The following is a 19,508-nucleotide window of genomic DNA, read 5'->3' on the forward strand; positions in this document are numbered from 1 at the left end:
GGTTCCGGCGCGGTCGTCTTGTCATGGTCTTCTCCTCGCTCGCAGCATCATGCTGCTGTTGCGCGGAAAATCCACTTATCCCGGATGTTCAGTTTTCCGGAACCGTCTCTGCGCGTCCTGTTGCGGCAAGGCCGCGCGCATTCTGGACATGGCGACCGATTGGGCCGCCAATCGCCGCCAGTTCTGCCAGCCGCTCCGAGCCTTCCAGGTCACTGGGTCCCGGCTGACTGGAATCTTTCTGACAGAAGCTTGAGAGGCTAGCAGTTGGAACTGCTGGATCTTTCCTACGGCTACATTTTCTTGCCTGAGCATTTTTCGACATGAACACCTGAAATGCGGCGAATAATCGACAGTTTTTGGGTTGATCCGGCCAGCAAACTGGAAAAAACAACAGGGAAAAAATCGCATGAACCACGATGTCGTGCTGACCTGCGCCGTTACCGGCGCCGGGGACACAACCGGTAAAAGCCAGCATGTCCCGGTCACGCCCAAGGCGATTGCCGAGGCGGCAATCGAGGCCGCCAAAGCGGGCGCGGCCATTGCCCATATCCATGCCCGAGATCCGGAAACCGGCCAGGGTTCGCGCGATCCGAAACTGTTCAAGGAGATCGTCGACCGTGTACGCGACAGCGGCACCGACGTGGTGATCAACCTGACCGCGGGCATGGGCGGAGACTGGATCTCGGACCCCGCCAATCCGGCCATGCCCGGACCGGGCACCGACATGATCGGACCCGAGGCACGGCTGGCCCATATCGAGGAATGCCGCCCCGATATCTGTTCGCTGGATTGCGGGACGCTGAATTTCTCGGATACCGACATGATCTATATCTCGACCCCGCCGACGCTGCGCCGGATGGCCGCGCTGGTGCAGGAATGGGGGGTGAAGCCCGAGCTGGAAGTGTTCGATCTGGGCCATATCCGCTTTGCCAAGGCGATGATCGCCGAGGGGCTGATCGACGCGCCGCCGATGTTCCAGCTGTGTCTGGGTATCCCCTGGGGCGCGGATCAGGATGTTGAAACCATGGTGGCGATGAAATCGCAGCTGCCTGCGGGGGCCAGCTGGGCCAGCTTCGGAATTGGTCGCGGCCAGATGCCGATGGCCGCCGCCGCCGTGGCGCTGGGCGGCAATATCCGCGTCGGGTTGGAGGACAACATCTATCTCGAACGCGGCGTTCTGGCGACCAACGGCCAACTGGTGACCCGTGCGCGCGAGATCGTCGAACGCATGGGCGCGCGCCTGCTGACACCGAATGAGGCCCGCGCCAAGCTGAACCTGCGCGGGGCGGAGGGGTAGATGGCCGACGCGTTCTCTGGCGGCAGCCTGCGGATCGAAGGCGTGTCGAAATATTTCGGCGCGTTCCGGGCGGTCAACGAGGTTGATCTGGAAATCCGCAAGGGTGAGTTCCTGACCCTGCTTGGGCCTTCGGGCTCGGGCAAGACGACGCTGTTGATGATGATCGCGGGGTTTCTGGACATCACCAGCGGCGATATCGCGCTGGACGGAAGCTCGATCGCCGAAGTACCTGCCGAGAAGCGCAACTTTGGCATGGTGTTTCAGGGTTATGCCCTGTTCCCGCATATGACGGTGCGCGACAATATCGGCTATGCGCTGAGCGTGCGCAAACGGCCCGAGGCCGAGATCCGGGCCCGTGTCGACGAGATGCTGGAACTGGTCCAGTTGCAGGATTTCGCCAACCGCAAGCCCGGTCAGCTCTCGGGCGGTCAGCAACAGCGGGTGGCGCTGGCGCGGGCGCTGTGTTTCGCGCCGCCGGTCCTGCTGCTGGACGAGCCGCTGGGCGCGCTGGACAAGAAATTGCGGGTCGAGGTGCAGGAGCAGCTCAAGGACATTCACCGCCGGGTCGGCACGACCTTCATCTATGTCACCCATGACCAGGAAGAGGCGCTGTCGATGTCCGACCGCATCGTCATCATGCGCGACGGCGCCATCGAACAGGTGGGCTCTCCGCAAGAGCTGTACGAGCGGCCCGCAACCCGTTTTGCCGCCAGTTTCCTGGGCAAGTCGAATTTCATTCACCAGAACGGCCGGGTTCATGCGCTGCGCCCCGAGAAGATCGACATTCACCTGGGCAGCGGTCACCCGCAGGCCCGGCGTCAGGGAACCATCACCAGCATCACCTATTTCGGGTCGATGCAGCGGATCATCGTCGAAACGACCGAGGCCGAACAGATCGAGGTGGATATCGACGTCTGGCGCAACCGGCAGCCCCTCAACGAGGGCGAGGCCGTCGAACTGAGCTGGCAGGACGCGGCGGCGGTGGAACTGAACGAAAGCTGAATGAGAATCCTAAGAACGCCGTTCAAGGCGTCACAACAATCGCCCGGCAAGGCCATGGGCATCTGACACGGAGGACGAAATGCAAGACAAGCAATTCATGAAGGAAATGCTCACCGAAAGCGCCCATGCCTACAAGGAAGGGCGCATGGACCGGCGCACCTTTCTGGCGCTTTGCGGTGCCTCGGGTATCGCCATGAACGCCGTGCTGGCGGGTGACGCGCAGGCGGCGGCCGACCATGTGGTGATGTGGAACTGGGGCGGTCAGTCGGTCGAATGCCACGGCTCGGCCATTGGCGAGGCCTTTACCGCGGCCACCGGCAAGGGGGTGAAATTCGACACCTCCGGCCCGCTCGAGGGCAAGATCAAGGAGATGGTGGACAGCGGTAATGTGACCGCTGACGTGGCCGATGCCGACCTGTTCAACGCGGTGTCGCTTGGGCCGACCGGGCATCTGGAGCCGATCGACTATTCCATCGTCAGCAAGGACAAGACCCTGCCGGGCTATGCGCTGGAATTCGGGGTGTCGGTGATCCTGTATGGCTATGCCTTCGTCTATGACACCGAAGCCTATGGCGACAACCCGCCCAAGGATTGGAAGGACTTCTTTGACACCGCCAATTTCCCGGGCACGCGGGCGCTGTACAAATGGGCCAACGGTTCGCTCGAAGCGGCGCTGATGGCCGATGGCGTGGCGGGCGACGCGCTTTATCCGCTCGACATGGAGCGGGCGCTGAACAAGATCAAGTCGATCAAGGATGACAGCATCTATTGGGGCTCGGGCTCCGAAGTGCATTCGATGGTGGTCAACAGCGAGGTCACAATGGCCATCGTCTGGCAGAACCGCGGGCGCAACATGGAGAATGATACCGATGGCCGTTTCAAGCTGGTCAACAACCAGGCCATGGCCATGCCCGGCGCCTATATCGTGCCCAAGGGCAACCCGGCGGGCCGCGAGGCGGTGATGCAGTTCATCGCCACCGCGCAAGAGGTTCCCGCCCAGCTCAAGCTGCTCGATTGCCTTGGCATGACCCCGTCGAACCCGGCGGCCTTTGGTGAAATCCCCGAGGATCAGCAGCCCTATGCCATCACCTCGGCGATGAACATCGACAAGATCGTCTATAACGACCCGACCTGGTGGGGCGAGAATGGCGGTGACGCGGTGAACGCCTTCCTTGAGGCGATCAGCTAGGACCCTGAGGCCGCGCCCGTCCCCAGTGACGGGCGGGCGCGGTCCTTCGGAACACGGACATGAACGCAGTGGCAAGACATATCCATCCCGGCTGGGCCATCATCGCGCCGCTTCTGGTGCTTGTGGTCGCGCTGTATCTCGGCCCGATCCTGAACATCATGTGGCTGAGCGTGACCGATCCCGAACCGGGGCTGGGCAACTATCGCAAGCTTTTCGAAGGCGACACGCTGTTGCGGATCGTCTGGACCACGTTGCGCATCTGCGTGATCACGACCGTGTTCAGCGTGACGCTGGGCTATTCCATTGCCTATGCGATGGTGCACTGCCACCAGCGGCAGAAGAATTACATGTTGACCCTGCTGCTGGTCTCGTTTTGGGTCTCGATCCTGGTACGGACCTTCTCCTGGCTGATGCTGCTGGGGCGCAACGGGTTGGTCAACAACACGCTTGAAACACTTGGCCTGATCTCGGCCCCCATCGCCTTCATGCGCAACGAACTGGGGGTGCTGATCGGCATGGTGCATTACATGATCCCCTATGCGGTGCTGCCGCTGCTGGTCAGCATGCAATCGCTGGATAGCCGGGTCATGGATGCCTCGCGCAACCTCGGCGCCAGCGGCAGCCAGACCTTCTGGCGCATCTACCTGCCCTTGACCCTGCCGGGTATCGTGGCCTCGACCTTGCTGGTCTTCATCCTCAGCCTCGGGTTTTACGTCACCCCGGCGGTGCTGGGCGGGGGCAAGGTGCTGATGGTGGCCGAATACATCTCGGTCCAGCTTCTCGTCACCCTGAAATGGGGCACGGCAGCGATGCTGGCGGCGCTGATGCTGGCCGGGGTTCTGGCCATGCTCTGGATCATGTCGCGCTTCATGAAGCTCAGCGCCGTCTTCGGGGGCAGCACGCGATGAGACCTGGCCTGTTTTCGCTCTTCAACCGCGCCGGCGCCTGGGTGCTGCTGCTGTTCCTTGTGACACCGGCCCTGATCGCGATCCCGGTCTCGCTGACGCCCAAGCGGTTCCTGTCGATGCCCAGGGACGAGCTGTCATTGCGGCATTTCCAACACCTCTTCACCAGCGAGGAATGGCTGTCGAGTTTCTTCCAGAGCGGGGTCATTGCCTTGTCGACCTCGGTACTGGCCACCTTTCTGGGCACGCTCTGCGCCATCGGCCTGTGGCGGGTTTCGTCCAAGTACAGCGAGCTTGTGCGCGCCTTTCTGCTGTTGCCGCTGATCATTCCCCAGATCATCTCGGCCATGGCCTTTTACCGGCTCTGGATCCCGCTGGGCCTCTTGGATAGCTATCAGGGCCTGATTCTGGCCCATACGATCCTGGCCGCACCCATGGTCTTGATCACGGTCAGCGCCTCGCTCGCCACCTTTGACCCAAGGTTGGAACAGGCGTCAAAGAACCTCGGTGCGTCGAACTGGACAACCATGCGGCGGGTCATCCTGCCCTCGATCCGGCCCGGTGTCTTTGCAGGCGCGCTCTTTGCCTTCATCCTGAGCTGGGACGAGATCGTCGTGACGCTCTTCATCTCCAAGTTCAGCGTCTACACCCTGCCGCGCCGCATGTGGAACGGCATCCGCGAGAACACCGACCCGACCGTGGCCGCCGCGGCCGTGGTTCTGATCGCCATCACGATCATCGCCTTTGTCGTCTCGGCCATCCTGTCGCGGCGCAATGCAGGCGAGAGCCGAAGCTGAGAAAGGTTCCGACATGAACATGGAAACCAGCCACGAACATGAATTGCTGACCGCCACGGTCCGCAAGTTCGTGGAAACCGAGATGATGCCGCACGAGGACGAGGTCGACCGCCTGGGCCATGTCCCCGAAGAGATCGGCCGCCAGATCGAGGCACGCGCGCACGAGCTTGGCCTGTTTGCCTGCAACCTGCCCGAAGAGGTCGGCGGCGGCGGTCTTGACCTGTCGGCGCAGCGCATCATCGAGCAGGAATTCGGCAAGACCACCCACGCCCTGCACAGCTGGGCCGCGCGCCCGACCGAGATCCTGCTGGCCTGCGAGGGAGAACAGCGCGAGAAATACCTGCTGCCCTGCGTGCGCGGCGAGAAACGCGAATTGTTCGGCCTGACCGAGCCCGACGCCGGGTCGGATGCGATGGGGATGAAATCCAACGCCCGCCGGGACGGCGACGACTGGATCCTGAACGGGTCCAAGCATTTCATCTCGGGCCCCTGCATGCCCGATTTCGCCATTGTCTTTGCTTCCACCGGTGCCGATGACACCCCGCGCGGTCCACGCAAGCGCGTCACCGCCTTTCTGGTCGATGTCGGTACCCCCGGTTTTGTCTGCCGCGAAGGCACCAGATCGGTCAGCTATCGCGGCTACAAGACCTTCGAGCTGCATTTCGACAATGTCCGCCTTGGCCCGGGCCAGATCCTGGGCGAAGAGGGCAGGGGGTTCGAGATCGCCGGTCAATGGCTGGGCATGGGGCGCATCTGGGTCGGAGCGTCGTGTTGCGGCAAGGCCGAGCGCATTCTGGAGATGGCGACGGAATGGGCCGCCAATCGTCGCCAGTTCGGCCAGCCGATCGGTTCCTTTCAGGCCACCGGGTTCCGGCTGGCGGACGGGGCGATGAACCTGCGCGCGGCCAACCTGATGGTGACGGATGCGGTTGCCCGTCACCAATCGGGCCGCATGGCCGATCAGGACGCGGCGATGGTCAAGGTCTTCTGCTCGGAAATGCTGGGCCGGATCGCAGATGACGCGGTGCAGATATTCGGCGGCATGGGGCTGATGGAGGAATTGCCGGTTCAACGTCTGTGGCGCGACAGCCGGCTGGAACGGATCTGGGATGGCACCAGCGAGATCCAGCGCCATATCATCACCCGTTCGATGTTGAGGCCGCTTGGTGCATGAGACCGGCGCAGCGTGAGAATTTCCAACGCCTGCTGACCCCGCGCCATATCGCCTTTGTCGGCGGGCGCGATGCGGCGATTGCCATCCGCGAGGCGCGCAGGCGCGGCTTTGCTGGGCGGATGTGGGCGGTGAACCCCAGGCGCGACACGTTGGAAGGGGTGGCTTGTGTGCCGACCATCGCCGATCTGCCCGAGGCCCCCGATGCGGTCTATCTGGCCATTCCCGCCGCCGCGGTTACGGGCGCGCTGGGGCAATTGTCGGCGATGGGGGCGGGCGGTGTTGTCTGCTTTTCCGCCGGGTTCAAGGAAACCGGCGATGCGGCCGCCGAAAGGGCGCTGATCGCGGCGGCGGGCGACATGGCGCTGATCGGGCCCAATTGTTACGGGCTGATCAACTATGTGGGCAATTCGGCGCTGTGGTCCTTTGAACATGGCGGCTGGTCGCCGGGATATGGTGCGGCGATCATCACCCAATCGGGCATGTTCTCGTCCGATATCACGATGAGCCAGCGCTCGCTGCCGATGGCCTATATGGTGTCGGCGGGCAATCAGGCGGTTCTGGGGCTCGAGGATTTTCTGGACGCTTTCGCAAGTGACCCGGCGGTGCGCGCCATCGGCCTGCATATCGAGGGCTTGCAGGATGTGGCCCGGTTCGAACGCGCCGCGCTGCGGGCGCTGGAACGCGGTGTGCCGGTGGTGGCGCTGAAATCCGGGAGCTCCCATATCGGGGCGGCGCTGACGATCAGTCATACCGGCTCGCTATCCGGGGCGAACGAGCTTTACGAGGCGCTCTTTGCCCGCTGCGGTGTGATCTCGGTCAGCAACCCGTCGCAGTTTCTGGAAACGCTCAAGCTCTTGTGCGTGACCGGCGCGCCGGGCGGTGCGCGGGTGGCGGGGTTCACTTGTTCAGGCGGCGGGGCCACGATGCTGGCCGATCACGCCGAAAAGATCGGGCTCAGCTTTCCGACTATTGAGGGCGCGGATCGCGGCGAACTGAAGGCCTTGCTGCCCGAGATCGCCACCGTCTCGAACCCGCTGGACTATACGACGCCGATCTGGGGTCAGGCCGAACACACTTATCCGGTGTTTTCCCGGACGTTGAAGGCAGTAGCGCCTGATTTCACCGTGCTGGTACAGGATTACCCCGCCACGGGGCTGGACGATTCCAAGGTATTCTACCTCAACGACGCCGGCGCCTTTGCCCGTGCCGCCAGCGAACACCAGGTGCCCGCCGCGATCCTGGCCACCATCCCCGAGAATATGGATTCCGACACCCGCCGGATGCTGATCGCGCAGGGCGTCGCGCCGATGCAGGGCATTCACGAGGCTCTGAACGCGATCCGGGACGCGGCAGGTTGGAGCGCTGCGCGCGCGCGCATCCTGTCGGAGATGCCCGCGCCACTGTTGCGGCCCCTCGCCGAGGTTGCTCTGACGGGTTTGACCGAGGATACCGGCAAGGAGTGGCTTCGAACGGCAGGTATGCCCGTTCCTGCGGGTGGGGTCGTTACCGCCCAAGAGGCCGCGCGCGCGGCGGCAGAGATCGGCTTTCCGGTCGCGCTCAAGATGATGAGCCAACATCTTGCCCACAAGACCGAGGCCGGGGCCGTTGCGCTGAACCTTGCTGACCCGGCCCAGTTGCAAACGGCGCTTACGCAAATGTCGAATGCGGTCGCCGCTTATGATGCCGATGCTGTCACCGACCGGTTCCTGGTCGAGGCGATGTCGCCACCGCCGCTGGCCGAACTGATCCTGACCCTGCGGCGCGATCCGCAATTCGGGCATGCGCTGGTACTTGGAAGCGGCGGTGTTCTGGTCGAGCTTCTGGGCGATGCGGTGACGCTGCTCTTGCCTTGCAGCGTCGCAGAGGTGAAGCGCGGGCTGGAGGGGTTGCGTCTTGCCCCGCTCTTGCGCGGATACCGCGGCAGGCCCGCGGCCGATCTGGCGCAGGTCGCTGATGCCATTCACGCCCTGTCGCGCGCCTATCTGCAAGACTGCGCCAAGATCGCCGAGGTCGAGATCAACCCGCTCTTTGTCTATCCTGACCGGGTGGTGGCCATCGACGTGCTGTTGCATCGCGTGGCCGGGGACTAGCCATGCGCATTCCAAACCCGGATCTGGCCGTCGATGACAGCAACAAGCAGCGCTGGAACAGGCCCGCCCACCGGCGCCACGGGTTTCACAACGCGCATCACCTGTTCCGGCGCACGCTGATGGTGCGGTCGCGCAATGTGCTGCCGTTGGTGCCGTCCCCGATCGACCTGCCGGCGGCCTTGCCGGAGCTGCGCGCGCTGCTGGCGCATCCGGCCTTTTCCGCCTTTTGCTGCTTGCGTGGCGACGCTCTGATCTTCGAGTCCGCAGCGGAGGATTTCAGCCCCACCGCGCCGCATTCGATCCAGTCGGTGACCAAGCTGCATATCCACCTGATCTTTGGTCGCCTGTTGGCGCAGGGACTGGTCTCGCTTGATGCGCCGGTTTCTGAATACCTGCCGGAGATCGGAAGCGGCTATGCGGATGCGCCGCTGGGGGCCCTGCTGGACATGGCGGTGCGCAACGATTTCTCCGAGGATTATTCTGACCCGCTATCGGATTGCTACACCGAGGAAATCGCGCTTGGCTGGCGGCTGCCGCCCGAGGGCGCGCCCGAGCCCAGCCTGGCCCAATTCGCCGCCGGGATCACCGGGTTCCGGCCCGGCCCGCCACCTGGGCTCGCCGAATACAAGTCGGCCAATACCGATGTGCTGACCCTGATCGCGGCGGCGGTGTCACCGGTGCCGCTGGCCCGGATGGTCGAGGAAATCGCCGATGCGGCGGGATATGAAGGCGCGTTCCACATCAGTCTCAGCCCCGAACACCTGCCCGCCTTTTCCGGGGGCGGCTGTCTGAGCGCCCGCGACCTGGCACGGTTCGGGCTGCTGTTTGCGGGGATTTCGGACGACGTGGCGTATCCGAACACCGGTTTCCTGCGCTATTGCTTGGAGCGTGCAGCGCCAAGCCTGGAACCGCCACGCGATTGGCTGCGGTACTCCGGCCATCTGATGACAAACGGGCGCTTGTTAGGTCATGCCGGTTATGGCGGGCAGTTCCTGCTCGTCGATACCGAAACAGGAACCTCCTGCGCGCTGCTCAGCGTTTTGGAAAACGATGCTGGCTATGATGTGAATTACATGTCGCAGGTAGCAGTTTGTGCGAAACATATTTGCGAGATTCTCGCTTGATCAAAGCAACCTTTGGGGGCAGCAACAAGAAGGTGTCAAAAGGGTAGCGACAAAGCTGACAAGCTTGAGACGGGCAGAACGGTCGCCTGGGCTACATTCCCAAAAGCATCCTGGCCGCCCGGCCCAACACCATCGGATCAAGATCGGTGCGTGCCACCGGCGGAGGGGTGTCCACGAGGCCGGTCAGCTGCGCAACCGCGGTCCGGGCCGATCGAACAGAGTATTCCACCGTAAAGACGCAGTCGCGGGGCAATTCACAATACTGCCCGATGATCGCGAAATTCCGCGCTCCGGGCGGGCGCACGTCGGGCCGGTCGCCGGAGTTGCGCGGCATGAACTGGCTGGTGATCAAGGGCATCCTGCAGGGCAGGATACGGGCCGTGGCGAACCAGCCTTTCTGTTCCTCGGACAGGTGCAGCTGACCGGAAAGCTCCTCGATGATTTCGGCTCCGGTGGCCTCCGACATGGGTTTTTTGACAAAGTCGCCGTTCCGGTCTCCCCGCAGCCCGTAGCCCCAGAAGACATAGGTTCCGTGTTCCTGCGCACGGAAATGCGGCTGATGGAGCATCACAAGTGAAAGCGTCCAGCCCGAACCGGCAAAGGTCACAAGGCCACCGGTTCCCGTGCGGTTGTTAGTGAAATCCTCCATGAACTCGAAGAATGCCGGACCATCCATAGTCACGGTAAAGGAGGTCCATGCGGTCTGGTTCGATTGGCCCAGGAACCTGTCTGGGTTTCCAAACCCGTCGTGTTCTCTCGCCAACTTCTGCCACAGGCTCCAGCTCGGTCCGGGATCTTTCCCGGAGCTCGGCGCGTGGTCGTTGGAGCCCAGCGTGGAGCCCTCTGTCATCGACCCGAGGGTCAGGTAAACATAACCACCGGACCCAACCGGTACCGTCTTTCCGTCGAGCAGAACAAGATTGGTGACCCGGCGATCCAGTTTGGTGCCCTTTATCACGACATCTGCGACATGTGCTCGGGTATTGACCTGCACCCCGCGGGCCTTCAGCCACGTCAGGATCGGAGCGATGATTGAATCATACTGGTTGTGGCGTGTCCGCAAGATCCCGGCGATCCGGGTAAAGCCCGGAAACAGATGGATGAAACGTCGCAGATACCTCTGCATTTCGGTCAGCGAATGCCACGGCTGGAACGAGAACATCGTCGACCACATCAGCCAGAAATTGCTATCGAAGAAACCGGGTTGAAACCAGTCCTGGATGGTTTTGCCGCCCAGACCGCGTTCGCTGTGCAAGAACAGCCTGTTTATGTCTACAATGTCACGTGCGGTCAGCGTCAGTTCGTACCGGTCCTCGGCCGGCCTGCCATCACGCACCAGCCTGCAATTGGACGATCCCGGAACCATGCGGTTGAACGCAAGAAGATCCTCCTTGAGCGAGGTTGCCGGATCGTCGGCAAGAGGAATGCTGTCGAGAAGATCCAGTGTGCAGTCGAACTGGTCTTCGAACATGCGACCGCCTCGAACCAGGTAACCGGTTTCGGCACTCCCCGATCCGTCAAGCGCCCCGCCCGCTGTCTCCAGCGCTTCGTAGATATGGATGTCGTGACCGGCAACGCCCGCGTCGCGGCACAGATACACCGCCGTCGCCAGCCCCGCGATGCCGGCCCCTACGATATGATGTGTTTGCGCGTGCGTCGCCGTTGGCATGGCGTGACCTTTCACCAGATTGTATCTCAATTCTAGCATCTATAGATCATGGTGCCGACAGGCGTCTGGAACCCGGTCGAAAAATGTTTTGTTGGAGGCGGGTGTTCAACTGCCTTCGGATCGCGAAAGCCCATGTCACGCACCCATGTAGAAAGCGAGATACGATCACAGGTCCACGCAGACGGGAGCGCGGCGGCGCTCGCTCTTCTTGGCGTCGACCCGGAAATCGGCCTGTCGTCGGGCGAGGCCGCCTTGCGCCGGCAAACCTATGGTGACAACCGTCTGGACAGGGTGAAGCGTCGCTCTGCGTTGGCACTCTTGCTCGATCAGTTCCGCAGCGTGATCGTCTGGTTGCTGAGTGCTGCCGCGCTGTTGTCGGTGGCGGTGGGGGACCATCCCGAAGCGGTTGCGATCATCCTCGTTCTGGCCATCAACACCGCCATCGGCTTCTTCACCAGTTGGAATGCCCTGCGCTCGATGGAGGCGCTGTTCAGTCTCACCGCGGCAACGGCACGGGTCCGGCGTGACGGTCATTCGGTCATGCTGCCGGTGCATGAGATCACGCCGGGCGACATCGTTGTCGTCGAGGCGGGGGATGTGGTGCCTGCCGACCTGCGGTTGATCCAGGTCGACACGCTGCAATGCAACGAATCCGCGCTCACCGGTGAATCGGCCCCCGTTTCGAAAACCGTCGCGCCGCTTGCTCTGGACGCCCTCGTGGCGGATCGAACCAACATGGCCTTCAAGGGCACGGCGGTGACGCGGGGCGATGGGATCGGCGTGGTCGCGACGATCGGTTCCGAAACGGAACTGGGTCGGATATCGACACTGGTTCAAACCGCCGAGGCTGCAGCGCATCCGCTGGAAAAGCGCCTCGACAGGTTGGGTCGCACCCTGGTCCTGATCACCATCGCCCTATCCACCCTGATTGGCACAATCGGGTTTGTACGAGGTCTGGCGCTGGTAGACATGATCGAAACCGCAATCGCACTGGCCGTTGCGGCAGTGCCCGAGGGGTTGCCGGTCGTCGCCACGCTCGCGCTTGCCCGAGGCATGTTGCGGATGGCGCGGCGGAACACGTTGATCGAACGGCTTTCGGCGGTGGAAACCCTGGGCGCCACGACGCTGATCCTGACGGACAAGACCGGAACACTGACCGAGAACCGCATGACTGTCGCGGGGTTCCTGCTGGACGGGCGCGATGTGGCGGCCGCTGATCTGTTGAATGCGCAGGCGGCCGTGACCGAGCCCGATCTGCGTCTCGCGTTGGAAATCGGCGTGTTGTGCAATACTGCCGAGATCGGTCAGGCGGGCGCGCAACACGGGGTCGGTGACCCGATGGAAGTCGCCCTGCTGCATTTTGCCGAACTGCTTGGCGTGCGTCCCGATCTCGACGCGGAGGACAGGCCCGAGATCGCCAAACATCCCTATGATCCCGAATTCAAGATGATGGCGACGCTGCATTCCGCAGGCGGCGATGTGTTTACCGCGGTCAAGGGGGCGCCCGAAGCGGTGATCGACGCCTCTGATCGTGTTTTGACGACAGCGGGCATCCGTGACCTCTCCGAGGTCGCGCGGCAGGACTGGCTGCAACGTGTCGAGGATGCGGCAGGTGACGGCTATCGCCTGATCGGGTTGGCCTACAAACAAGGCGGTCCAGAGGATGCCGCCCTCTATCAGTCTCTGATCCTTATCGGCTTCGTCACGCTTCTGGATCCGCTCCGACAGGATGTGCCCGCCGCCATTGCCGAGTGCCGGGGCGCCGGAGTGCGCGTTGTCATGATGACCGGTGACCATATTGCGACGGCCAGGGAGATCGCGTTCCAGGCCGGTCTCGGAGAGGATGGCCGCATCGTTGCGTTGTCCGAAACCTCGCTTGAAGGGTTGAAAACGAGGGGCAACGATGCCGAGATGCGGGATCAACTGGAACAGGTTGATGTTTTCGCCCGTGTTGCTCCGGAAACCAAGCTGAAGCTGGTCGCCCACTACCAGGACGCCGGTCATATCGTTGCGATGACCGGTGACGGTGTGAACGATGCGCCCGCTCTGAAGAAATCCGATATCGGTATCGCCATGGGTCAGCGCGGCACGCAGGTCGCGCGCGATGCGGCGGATGTCATTCTCAAGGATGATGCGTTCTCATCGATCGTTGCGGCGATGTGGCAGGGGCGTGTCATCTTTGGCAATATCCGGCGCTTTGTCATCTACCTCATGTCCTGCAATTTCAGTGAGATACTGATCGTCGGGCTGGCCATTGCCGCGGGGTTGCCCGCGCCGCTGCTGCCACTTCAGATCCTGTTCCTGAACATCGTGACGGATGTCTTTCCCGCCTTTGCACTGGGTCTGGGCGAGGGGGATCGCAGCGTCATGAAACGCCCGCCGCGCAACCCGAAAGAGCCGATCGTCGGAATGCCGCAATGGGTTGATATCGTCGTCTTCGGCCTTGCCATCACCATTGCCACGCTGGGGGCGTTCTGGATTGCGCTGGACCGGCTGGACATGGATGCTCGTGATGCCGTGTCCGTCGCGTTCCTGACCCTTGCTCTTGCGCAGCTGTGGCACGTGTTCAACATGCGTGACCGGGGCGAACGTGGCTTGGTCAACAGCATCACCAGAAACCCTTGGGTCTATGCCGCGCTGGCGTTCTGCATGGGGTTGCTGGTGGCCGCGTTCCAGATCCCGGCCGTTTCAGAGGCGTTGCAACTGACGCCGCTGGGCTGGCGGCCAATGGCGCTGGCGGTCGGTGCAAGCCTGTTTCCAGTTGTGGTCGGGGGCGTGTGGTTGCGCGCAGGCCGAAGCACCACGCAAGCGGATTGACGACGCGCTGGCAGCAGCGCCTGTTACTCCGGCTCGCGCAGCCGTCTGGCAAGATATCCGCTGGCTTTCCGTGGCGTTTCAATCTCCTTGTAGTCGGACTCGGGGATCGAAACGCCGAGACGCGCATGCAGCGCTGTCACGAGATTGAGGATATCCATGGAATCCAGGTCCAGATCATCCTGAAGATGGTCTGTGTCCCTTACCGTTGCCGGGTCTATGTCGGGCGCGACCCGGTTGAGTTCCTCCAGAAAGATCGCCCTCGTTTCGGTTTCGTTCATAGCTCCTCCGGTCTGGCAAGGCAGTCTTGGATGGCGACGAGAAACCGGGATGCCTGCCGCCCGTCGCAAACACGGTGGTCGGCGGACAGAACAAGGGTCGTGACCTGGCGCGGTTCCACCCCGGCCCCGGTTACCCATGGTCGTATCTGTGGCGCGCCCACGGCAAGAAGCCCGACCTGCGGGGGAAAGATCACTCCGGTCATGCCCTCTGCGCCGTCCTCGCCCAGGCTCGACACGGTCAGGGTGCCGCGTGTCAGCTCGGAACCGCGCAAGCGTCCGGAACGCGCCCGCGTGACCATGTCGCGCAACTCGGCCATGACATCCGACAAGCTCATCTTGTCGACATCGGCCAGCGCAGGGGCCACCAACCCGCCACCGCGCAGGGAAATGACCATGCCGATGTTCACCGTTTCCGAGGGGACAAAACCACCCTCTGTGAAATGACCGTTGAGAGCCGCGACCTGCCGGGCCGCCATGGCCGCCGCCTTGACAAAGACGGCTCCCAGCAAAATTCGTTCGGCTGGCGGTCGCTCGGCGTTCTGCTGCGCGAGCCATTCCGAAACCGGTTGGGTTTCGACCGTGTGCGAGACGTAGAAATGCGGTATCTCGCGCTTGGACCGGCTCATCGCGGCGGCGACGGCCTGGCGCATGTCCGACAGGCCTTCTCCGGCTGGCCGGCTGGTGGGCGTGGCCTGTCCCATTTGCGCCTCGATATCAGCCAGAACAATTGCGCCTTGGGGGCCCGAGCCCTTGACCTGGACGAGGTCGATCCCGGCCTCTTGCGCGGCGCGGCGGGCCGCCGGGCTTGCACCGGCGGCGGACGCTGGTGGCTCTTGCCGGGGCTGCGCGGGCTTTTCCGAGGGCGCTTCGGCTTCTGCTGGCGGGGCAGGGGCGCTCCGCTCCTTCGGCGCCGGTCGTGTTTCCTCTTCCGGCGGCTTTGGCTCCGCACCCGTTTCTTCGCCGTCGCCGATCCGGGCCATGGGGGCACCAACCGGCAGGGTCTGCCCGATCTCCACCAAGAGTTCCGTGACCGTACCTGCCTCGAAAACCTCGATCTCGATCGCGCCCTTCTGGGTCTCGACCACGGCAACGACATCACCGCGCGCGACCGTGTCACCGGGGTTCACCAGCCATTCGACCAGAGTCCCGGCCTCCATGTCGGCCCCCAGCGATGGCATTCGGAAAACACCCATCTCAGCCGCGCCCCAATGCCGTTTTGGCGGCGGCGACAATGGCGGGGACCTGCGGGATCGCGGCATCTTCCAGATGTTTCGGATAGGGGATCGGCACCTCTGCCGAACAGACCCGCCCGACCGGTGCGTCGAGTGTCCAGAACACCTGTTCCATGATGTGCGCCGATAGTTCTGCCGCCAGCGAGCCGCTGCGCCAGCCCTCGTCGACGATGACCGCCCTCCGCGTCCGCGCGACCGAGGCCATGATGGTTTCATCGTCAAGCGGTCGCAACACGCGCAGATCGATCACCTCGGCCGCGATCCCGTCGCCGGCCAGCACTTCGGCGGCCTCCAGCGTCTTGTAGAGCGAGCCGCCATAGGTGATCAGGGTGATATCTCCGCCCTCGCGCCGGATCGCCGCGCGCGTGATGTCGACGGCACCTGCGCCCGCGTCGATCTCGCCGCTGCGATTGTAGAGCATCACATTTTCGAAGATCAGCACCGGGTCGGGATCTTCCAGCGCCGTCCACAGCATGCCGCGCGCATCCTCCAGCGTCGCGGGGGCGAGCACCCTGAGCCCCGGAATATGCGCATACCAGCCTTCGAGGCTGTGGGAATGCTGCGCGGCCAATTGCTTGCCCGCGCCGGTCGCCATACGGATCACCACGGGCACGTTGAACTGGCCGCCGGACATATGCCTGAGCGTCGCTGCGGTGTTCAGGATCTGGTCCAGAGCGAGCAGGCTGAAATTCACCGTCATCAGCTCTACGATGGGGCGCATGCCGGCGCAGGCTGCCCCGATCCCGGCGCCGGTAAAGCCGGATTCCGACAGCGGGGTATCGCGCACGCGGGCCTCGCCGAATTCGTCCATCAACCCCTTGGACACCGCATAGCAGCCCCCATAGGCGCCCACGTCCTCTCCCATCAGGAACACCCGTTCATCGCGTCGCATCGCTTCGGAAATCGCCGCGCGAATGGCTTCGCGATAGGTGGTTTCGATCTTCTCCCCGGTGGCCGGGGATGCTGCGACCGGTGGCGCCTCGGCGGCCACCACGTCGCGGGTCAGGCTTTCGACCGGCTCCCAGGTGCCTGCCTCGGCGAACTGTACTGCTTCGGCGATCTCGGCATCGGCACGGGCCTCGATCGCCGTGATCTCCTCTTCATGGATCAGACCGTTATCCAAGAGCCAGGACTGGAACCGCAGGATCGGCCCTTTTTGCCTCCACGCTTCAACCTCGGCCTTGTCGCGATAGAGCTGGGCGTCGAACATCGAATGCGCCCGGAACCGATAGGTCCGGCACTCCAGAAATACAGGGCCTTCGCCCGCGCGTATCCGGCGCAGCGCCTTCGCCGCCGCCACCTGGACAGCGACGACATCCATGCCGTCGACAACCTGTGTTTCGATGCCAAAGACGGCAGCCTTGCGGCCGATATCTGTCTCCGACTCGGACCGGTCCAACGCGGTTCCCATGGCATAGCCATTGTTCTCGCAGACGAACAGAACCGGCAGGGTCCAGAGCGCGGCAAGGTTCATCGCCTCGTGAAACTCGCCTTCGGCCACCGCGCCCTCGCCAAAGAAACAGGCAGTGACCGTGTCGTCGCCCCGCATCCTGTCAGCCAGCGCAAGTCCGGCGGCCAGCGGCAGGCCGCCGCCCACGATGGCGTTTCCCCCGTAGAAGTTGCGCGCGGCATCGAACAGGTGCATGGAGCCGCCGCGACCGCCCGAGCAGCCCTCGGCCTTGCCATACATCTCGGCCATGACAGTTGTCATCGGTACGCCGCGCATCAGGGCGTGGCCATGTTCGCGATAGGTGGCGACAACCCGGTCCTTCTCGGCCAGCAGCGGGATGATCCCGGCGGCAATCGCCTCTTCACCATCGTAGAGATGCAGGAACCCCCGGATCTTTTCCTGGGTATACAGCTCTGCGCATCGTTCTTCGAAGCGTCGAATCCGGATCATGTCCCCGAGACGCCGACGGACGGTGTCGTGATCAAGCTTCGGTTTCTCCTCCGTGCTCATGTCTCCTCCGTCTCCAGTGTCGAGGTATCGCCTTCGGGCAGACCCAGTTCGCGCGCCTTCAACAGGCGGCGCATGATCTTGCCCGATCTCGTTTTCGGCAGCGTGTTGCGGAACACGATCTCGCGCGGGGCCACGGCGGCCCCCAGGCGTTTGCGGGCAAAACCGCGAATGTCGCGTTCAAGTTCGGGGCCGGGTTCCGCACCGCGATTGAGCGTGACGAAAGCCTTGACCACCTCGCCGGCGGTTTCATCGGGCACGCCGATTACCGCCGCCTCGGCCACCGCGTCATGTTCGATCAGCGCGCTTTCCACCTCGAATGGCCCGATCAGGTGGCCCGAGGACTTGATCAGGTCGTCGGCCCGCCCGACGAACCAGTAATACCCGTCGGCATCGCGCATGGCCAAGTCGCCGGACAGGTACCAGCCATCGGCAAAGCATTTGTCATAGCGCGCCTGCTCATTCAGATAGGCCCGCATCATCGACGGCCAGCCCGGCCGCAGGGCCAGTTCGCCGATCTCGCCATCCGGCAGTTCGCGCAGGCCATCGCCCGTGTTTTCGACGATCCCGGCGATGATCCCCGGCAGCGGCTTGCCCATCGAACCGGGCTTGATGTCCGCGTCCTGCGTGTTGGCGATCATGATCCCGCCGGTTTCGGTCTGCCACCAGTTGTCGTGGAACGGCAGCCCGAACACCTCGTTCGACCAGATCACCGCCTCGGGGTTCAGCGGCTCGCCAACACTGGCCAGAAACTCGAGGGAGGAAAAATCAAAGGGTTCCGCGGCGTCCTTGCCGGCCCGCATCATCATCCGTATCGCGGTCGGGGCGGAATACCAGATCTGGACCTTTTCCCGCTGAAGCGTCCCGTACCAGCGGTCGAGGTCGAATTCCGCCTCGTCAACGACCATCGTGGCCCGGTTCACCAGCGGCGAGATGATGCCATAGGTCGTTCCCGTGACCCAGCCGGGATCGGCGGTGCACCAGTAGCGAATGCCGGGTCGCAACCCCAGCGCATGGCGCCCGGACAGCGCGTGGTAGAGAACCGCCTCGTGAACATGCAACGCACCCTTGGGCTTGCCGGTGGTGCCCGAGGTGAAATGGATCAGAGCCGGGTCTTCGGGCCGGGTGTGGAGCGTCTCGTATTCCGGCGAGGCTGTGCGCAGCGCCGGACCCAGCGCGACGCATCCCTCGGGAGCCTCCTCGCCAACGATCAACACAAGGCGCAGCGTCGGGATGTCCTCCCGCCAGGCGGCGATCTTGCGTTCATAGAGTGCGCGGCTGGTGACCAGAACGTTGGCCTCTCCGATCTCCATCCGGGTTCTGAACGGCTCGGGTCCGAAGGCGGCGAAGAGCGGCGTGAACACCATGCCCGCCTTCCAGGTGCCCAGGGCCGCAGCATAAAGCTCTTTCTCGCGGCCCATGGCGGAAAAGACGCGGGCTCCTTTCTCCAGACCATGCGACTTCAGCACATTTGCAAATCGAGAGGAGAGTTCAGCAAGCTCCTGATAGCTGGTGATCTCGCGCGCGCCCTCTTTCGACAGCCAGACAATTGCCGTTTCATTGCCATGACCCCGCGCTACATGCCGGTCGACGGCTTCGTACCCGATGTTGAGCGCGCCATCCGGCAGACCCGTGACCAGCGAGCGTCCCAGCGCGCGGGCATCCAGCGTCGCGAACCCGGCAACTGGCGTCGAAGCCGGGGCCTGTCCAGACCGTGGCCGCTTTCTGATGATGTCCTGCATCAAGGCGCCCTCCCGTATTGACTGTGCTGGAGGGCGCGCCCGGCGAGCAATGATCCATGTCAAAGCGGCCGGACGGATGCCACATGCCAGAACGTAAAGGCAGAGACGGGCAGTCAGGGGTGGAAGCCTTGCCAGGCCGGGCTATCGTTGCCGTATCTTGTTTGCGCCCCGGTCTATGGGCCAAGAGCACTGATAGCCAAGACTGGCAGAGAGGGTATTCCTTTGGGTACGAATT

Annotated in this window: 15 protein-coding genes; 9 read left to right on the forward strand and 6 right to left on the reverse strand. The window is 63.3% G+C overall.

Going from position 1 to position 19,508, the window contains the following annotated elements:
* Positions 1-88: 88 nt before the first annotated feature.
* Positions 89-415 carry a hypothetical protein gene (locus AC2FNY_RS20450; protein ID WP_496803595.1) on the reverse strand — a complete coding sequence of 109 codons (327 nt, stop codon included), beginning with the start codon at positions 413-415 and terminating at the stop codon, positions 89-91.
* On the opposite strand from AC2FNY_RS20450, the gene AC2FNY_RS20455 reads away from it, so the two are divergent.
* The 8 genes from AC2FNY_RS20455 (at position 407) to AC2FNY_RS20490 (ending at position 9,578) form a co-directional block, all read left to right on the forward strand.
* Complete coding sequence (locus AC2FNY_RS20455; protein ID WP_234136146.1) at positions 407-1,297, forward strand: beta-keto acid cleavage family enzyme; 891 nt, start codon at positions 407-409, stop codon at positions 1,295-1,297. The two genes, AC2FNY_RS20450 and AC2FNY_RS20455, sit on opposite strands and share 9 nt — an antisense overlap.
* On the forward strand, positions 1,298-2,299 hold the full coding sequence (locus AC2FNY_RS20460; RefSeq protein ID WP_496803596.1) for an ABC transporter ATP-binding protein: 1,002 nt from the start codon (positions 1,298-1,300) through the stop codon (positions 2,297-2,299). It abuts the gene before it with no gap.
* Positions 2,300-2,378: 79 nt separating this feature from the next.
* On the forward strand, positions 2,379-3,488 hold the full coding sequence (locus AC2FNY_RS20465; RefSeq protein WP_234136149.1) for an extracellular solute-binding protein: 1,110 nt from the start codon (positions 2,379-2,381) through the stop codon (positions 3,486-3,488).
* Between the two features lie 59 nt (positions 3,489-3,547).
* Positions 3,548-4,396: an ABC transporter permease gene (locus tag AC2FNY_RS20470; protein WP_496803597.1), complete on the forward strand. Its 849-nt coding sequence runs from the start codon at positions 3,548-3,550 to the stop codon at positions 4,394-4,396.
* Positions 4,393-5,190 (forward strand): ABC transporter permease, encoded by a 798-nt coding sequence (locus tag AC2FNY_RS20475; RefSeq protein WP_496803598.1) that lies wholly within the window; start codon positions 4,393-4,395, stop codon positions 5,188-5,190. Before AC2FNY_RS20470 ends, AC2FNY_RS20475 begins: the two co-directional genes overlap by 4 nt.
* A 13-nt stretch (positions 5,191-5,203) precedes the next feature.
* A complete protein-coding gene (locus tag AC2FNY_RS20480) occupies positions 5,204-6,364 on the forward strand; it encodes an acyl-CoA dehydrogenase family protein (RefSeq protein WP_234166143.1) in 1,161 nt (386 codons plus the stop codon).
* Positions 6,361-8,454 (forward strand): acetate--CoA ligase family protein, encoded by a 2,094-nt coding sequence (locus AC2FNY_RS20485; RefSeq protein WP_496803599.1) that lies wholly within the window; start codon positions 6,361-6,363, stop codon positions 8,452-8,454. Before AC2FNY_RS20480 ends, AC2FNY_RS20485 begins: the two co-directional genes overlap by 4 nt.
* Before the next feature lie 2 nt (positions 8,455-8,456).
* Positions 8,457-9,578 (forward strand): serine hydrolase domain-containing protein, encoded by a 1,122-nt coding sequence (locus AC2FNY_RS20490; RefSeq protein WP_234215970.1) that lies wholly within the window; start codon positions 8,457-8,459, stop codon positions 9,576-9,578.
* Positions 9,579-9,669: 91 nt separating this feature from the next.
* Here the strand turns inward: AC2FNY_RS20490 and AC2FNY_RS20495 are convergent, their stop codons facing one another.
* On the reverse strand, positions 9,670-11,286 hold the full coding sequence (locus AC2FNY_RS20495) for an oleate hydratase (protein ID WP_496803600.1): 1,617 nt from the start codon (positions 11,284-11,286) through the stop codon (positions 9,670-9,672).
* A 93-nt stretch (positions 11,287-11,379) separates the two neighbouring features.
* Between AC2FNY_RS20495 and AC2FNY_RS20500 the strand changes: the two genes are divergently transcribed.
* Positions 11,380-14,064 (forward strand): cation-translocating P-type ATPase, encoded by a 2,685-nt coding sequence (locus AC2FNY_RS20500; protein ID WP_496803601.1) that lies wholly within the window; start codon positions 11,380-11,382, stop codon positions 14,062-14,064.
* Between the two features lie 23 nt (positions 14,065-14,087).
* Here the strand turns inward: AC2FNY_RS20500 and AC2FNY_RS20505 are convergent, their stop codons facing one another.
* Genes AC2FNY_RS20505 through acsA form a run of 4 tightly spaced genes read right to left on the reverse strand, consistent with a single transcriptional unit; the run spans position 14,088 to position 19,273 of the window.
* Complete coding sequence (locus AC2FNY_RS20505) at positions 14,088-14,342, reverse strand: phosphopantetheine-binding protein (protein WP_234136157.1); 255 nt, start codon at positions 14,340-14,342, stop codon at positions 14,088-14,090.
* A complete protein-coding gene (locus AC2FNY_RS20510) occupies positions 14,339-15,535 on the reverse strand; it encodes a dihydrolipoamide acetyltransferase family protein (protein WP_496803602.1) in 1,197 nt (398 codons plus the stop codon). The genes AC2FNY_RS20505 and AC2FNY_RS20510 overlap by 4 nt, the downstream gene beginning before the upstream one ends.
* A 1-nt stretch (position 15,536) precedes the next feature.
* Positions 15,537-17,534 (reverse strand): pyruvate dehydrogenase (acetyl-transferring) E1 component subunit alpha, encoded by a 1,998-nt coding sequence (pdhA, locus tag AC2FNY_RS20515; RefSeq protein WP_496803603.1) that lies wholly within the window; start codon positions 17,532-17,534, stop codon positions 15,537-15,539.
* Positions 17,531-19,273 carry an acetate--CoA ligase gene (acsA, locus tag AC2FNY_RS20520; RefSeq protein ID WP_496803604.1) on the reverse strand — a complete coding sequence of 581 codons (1,743 nt, stop codon included), beginning with the start codon at positions 19,271-19,273 and terminating at the stop codon, positions 17,531-17,533. The genes pdhA and acsA overlap by 4 nt, the downstream gene beginning before the upstream one ends.
* Between the last annotated feature and the right edge of the window lie 235 nt (positions 19,274-19,508).

This window comes from Ruegeria sp. BHSC223 (genome assembly GCF_059613025.1).

What these genes read in the sequence shown, in the direction of transcription:
- AC2FNY_RS20480 (WP_234166143.1), top strand. Translation starts at nt 5,204, where the DNA reads ATGAACATGGAAACCAGCCACGAACATGAATTGCTGACCGCCACGGTC.
- AC2FNY_RS20475 (WP_496803598.1), top strand. Translation starts at nt 4,393, where the DNA reads ATGAGACCTGGCCTGTTTTCGCTCTTCAACCGCGCCGGCGCCTGGGTG.
- pdhA (WP_496803603.1), bottom strand. Translation starts at nt 17,534, where the DNA reads ATGAGCACGGAGGAGAAACCGAAGCTTGATCACGACACCGTCCGTCGG.
- AC2FNY_RS20465 (WP_234136149.1), top strand. Translation starts at nt 2,379, where the DNA reads ATGCAAGACAAGCAATTCATGAAGGAAATGCTCACCGAAAGCGCCCAT.
- AC2FNY_RS20505 (WP_234136157.1), bottom strand. Translation starts at nt 14,342, where the DNA reads ATGAACGAAACCGAAACGAGGGCGATCTTTCTGGAGGAACTCAACCGG.
- AC2FNY_RS20470 (WP_496803597.1), top strand. Translation starts at nt 3,548, where the DNA reads ATGAACGCAGTGGCAAGACATATCCATCCCGGCTGGGCCATCATCGCG.
- AC2FNY_RS20485 (WP_496803599.1), top strand. Translation starts at nt 6,361, where the DNA reads ATGAGACCGGCGCAGCGTGAGAATTTCCAACGCCTGCTGACCCCGCGC.
- AC2FNY_RS20500 (WP_496803601.1), top strand. Translation starts at nt 11,380, where the DNA reads ATGTCACGCACCCATGTAGAAAGCGAGATACGATCACAGGTCCACGCA.
- AC2FNY_RS20495 (WP_496803600.1), bottom strand. Translation starts at nt 11,286, where the DNA reads ATGCTAGAATTGAGATACAATCTGGTGAAAGGTCACGCCATGCCAACG.
- AC2FNY_RS20490 (WP_234215970.1), top strand. Translation starts at nt 8,457, where the DNA reads ATGCGCATTCCAAACCCGGATCTGGCCGTCGATGACAGCAACAAGCAG.
- AC2FNY_RS20455 (WP_234136146.1), top strand. Translation starts at nt 407, where the DNA reads ATGAACCACGATGTCGTGCTGACCTGCGCCGTTACCGGCGCCGGGGAC.
- acsA (WP_496803604.1), bottom strand. Translation starts at nt 19,273, where the DNA reads ATGCAGGACATCATCAGAAAGCGGCCACGGTCTGGACAGGCCCCGGCT.
- AC2FNY_RS20460 (WP_496803596.1), top strand. Translation starts at nt 1,298, where the DNA reads ATGGCCGACGCGTTCTCTGGCGGCAGCCTGCGGATCGAAGGCGTGTCG.
- AC2FNY_RS20510 (WP_496803602.1), bottom strand. Translation starts at nt 15,535, where the DNA reads ATGGGTGTTTTCCGAATGCCATCGCTGGGGGCCGACATGGAGGCCGGG.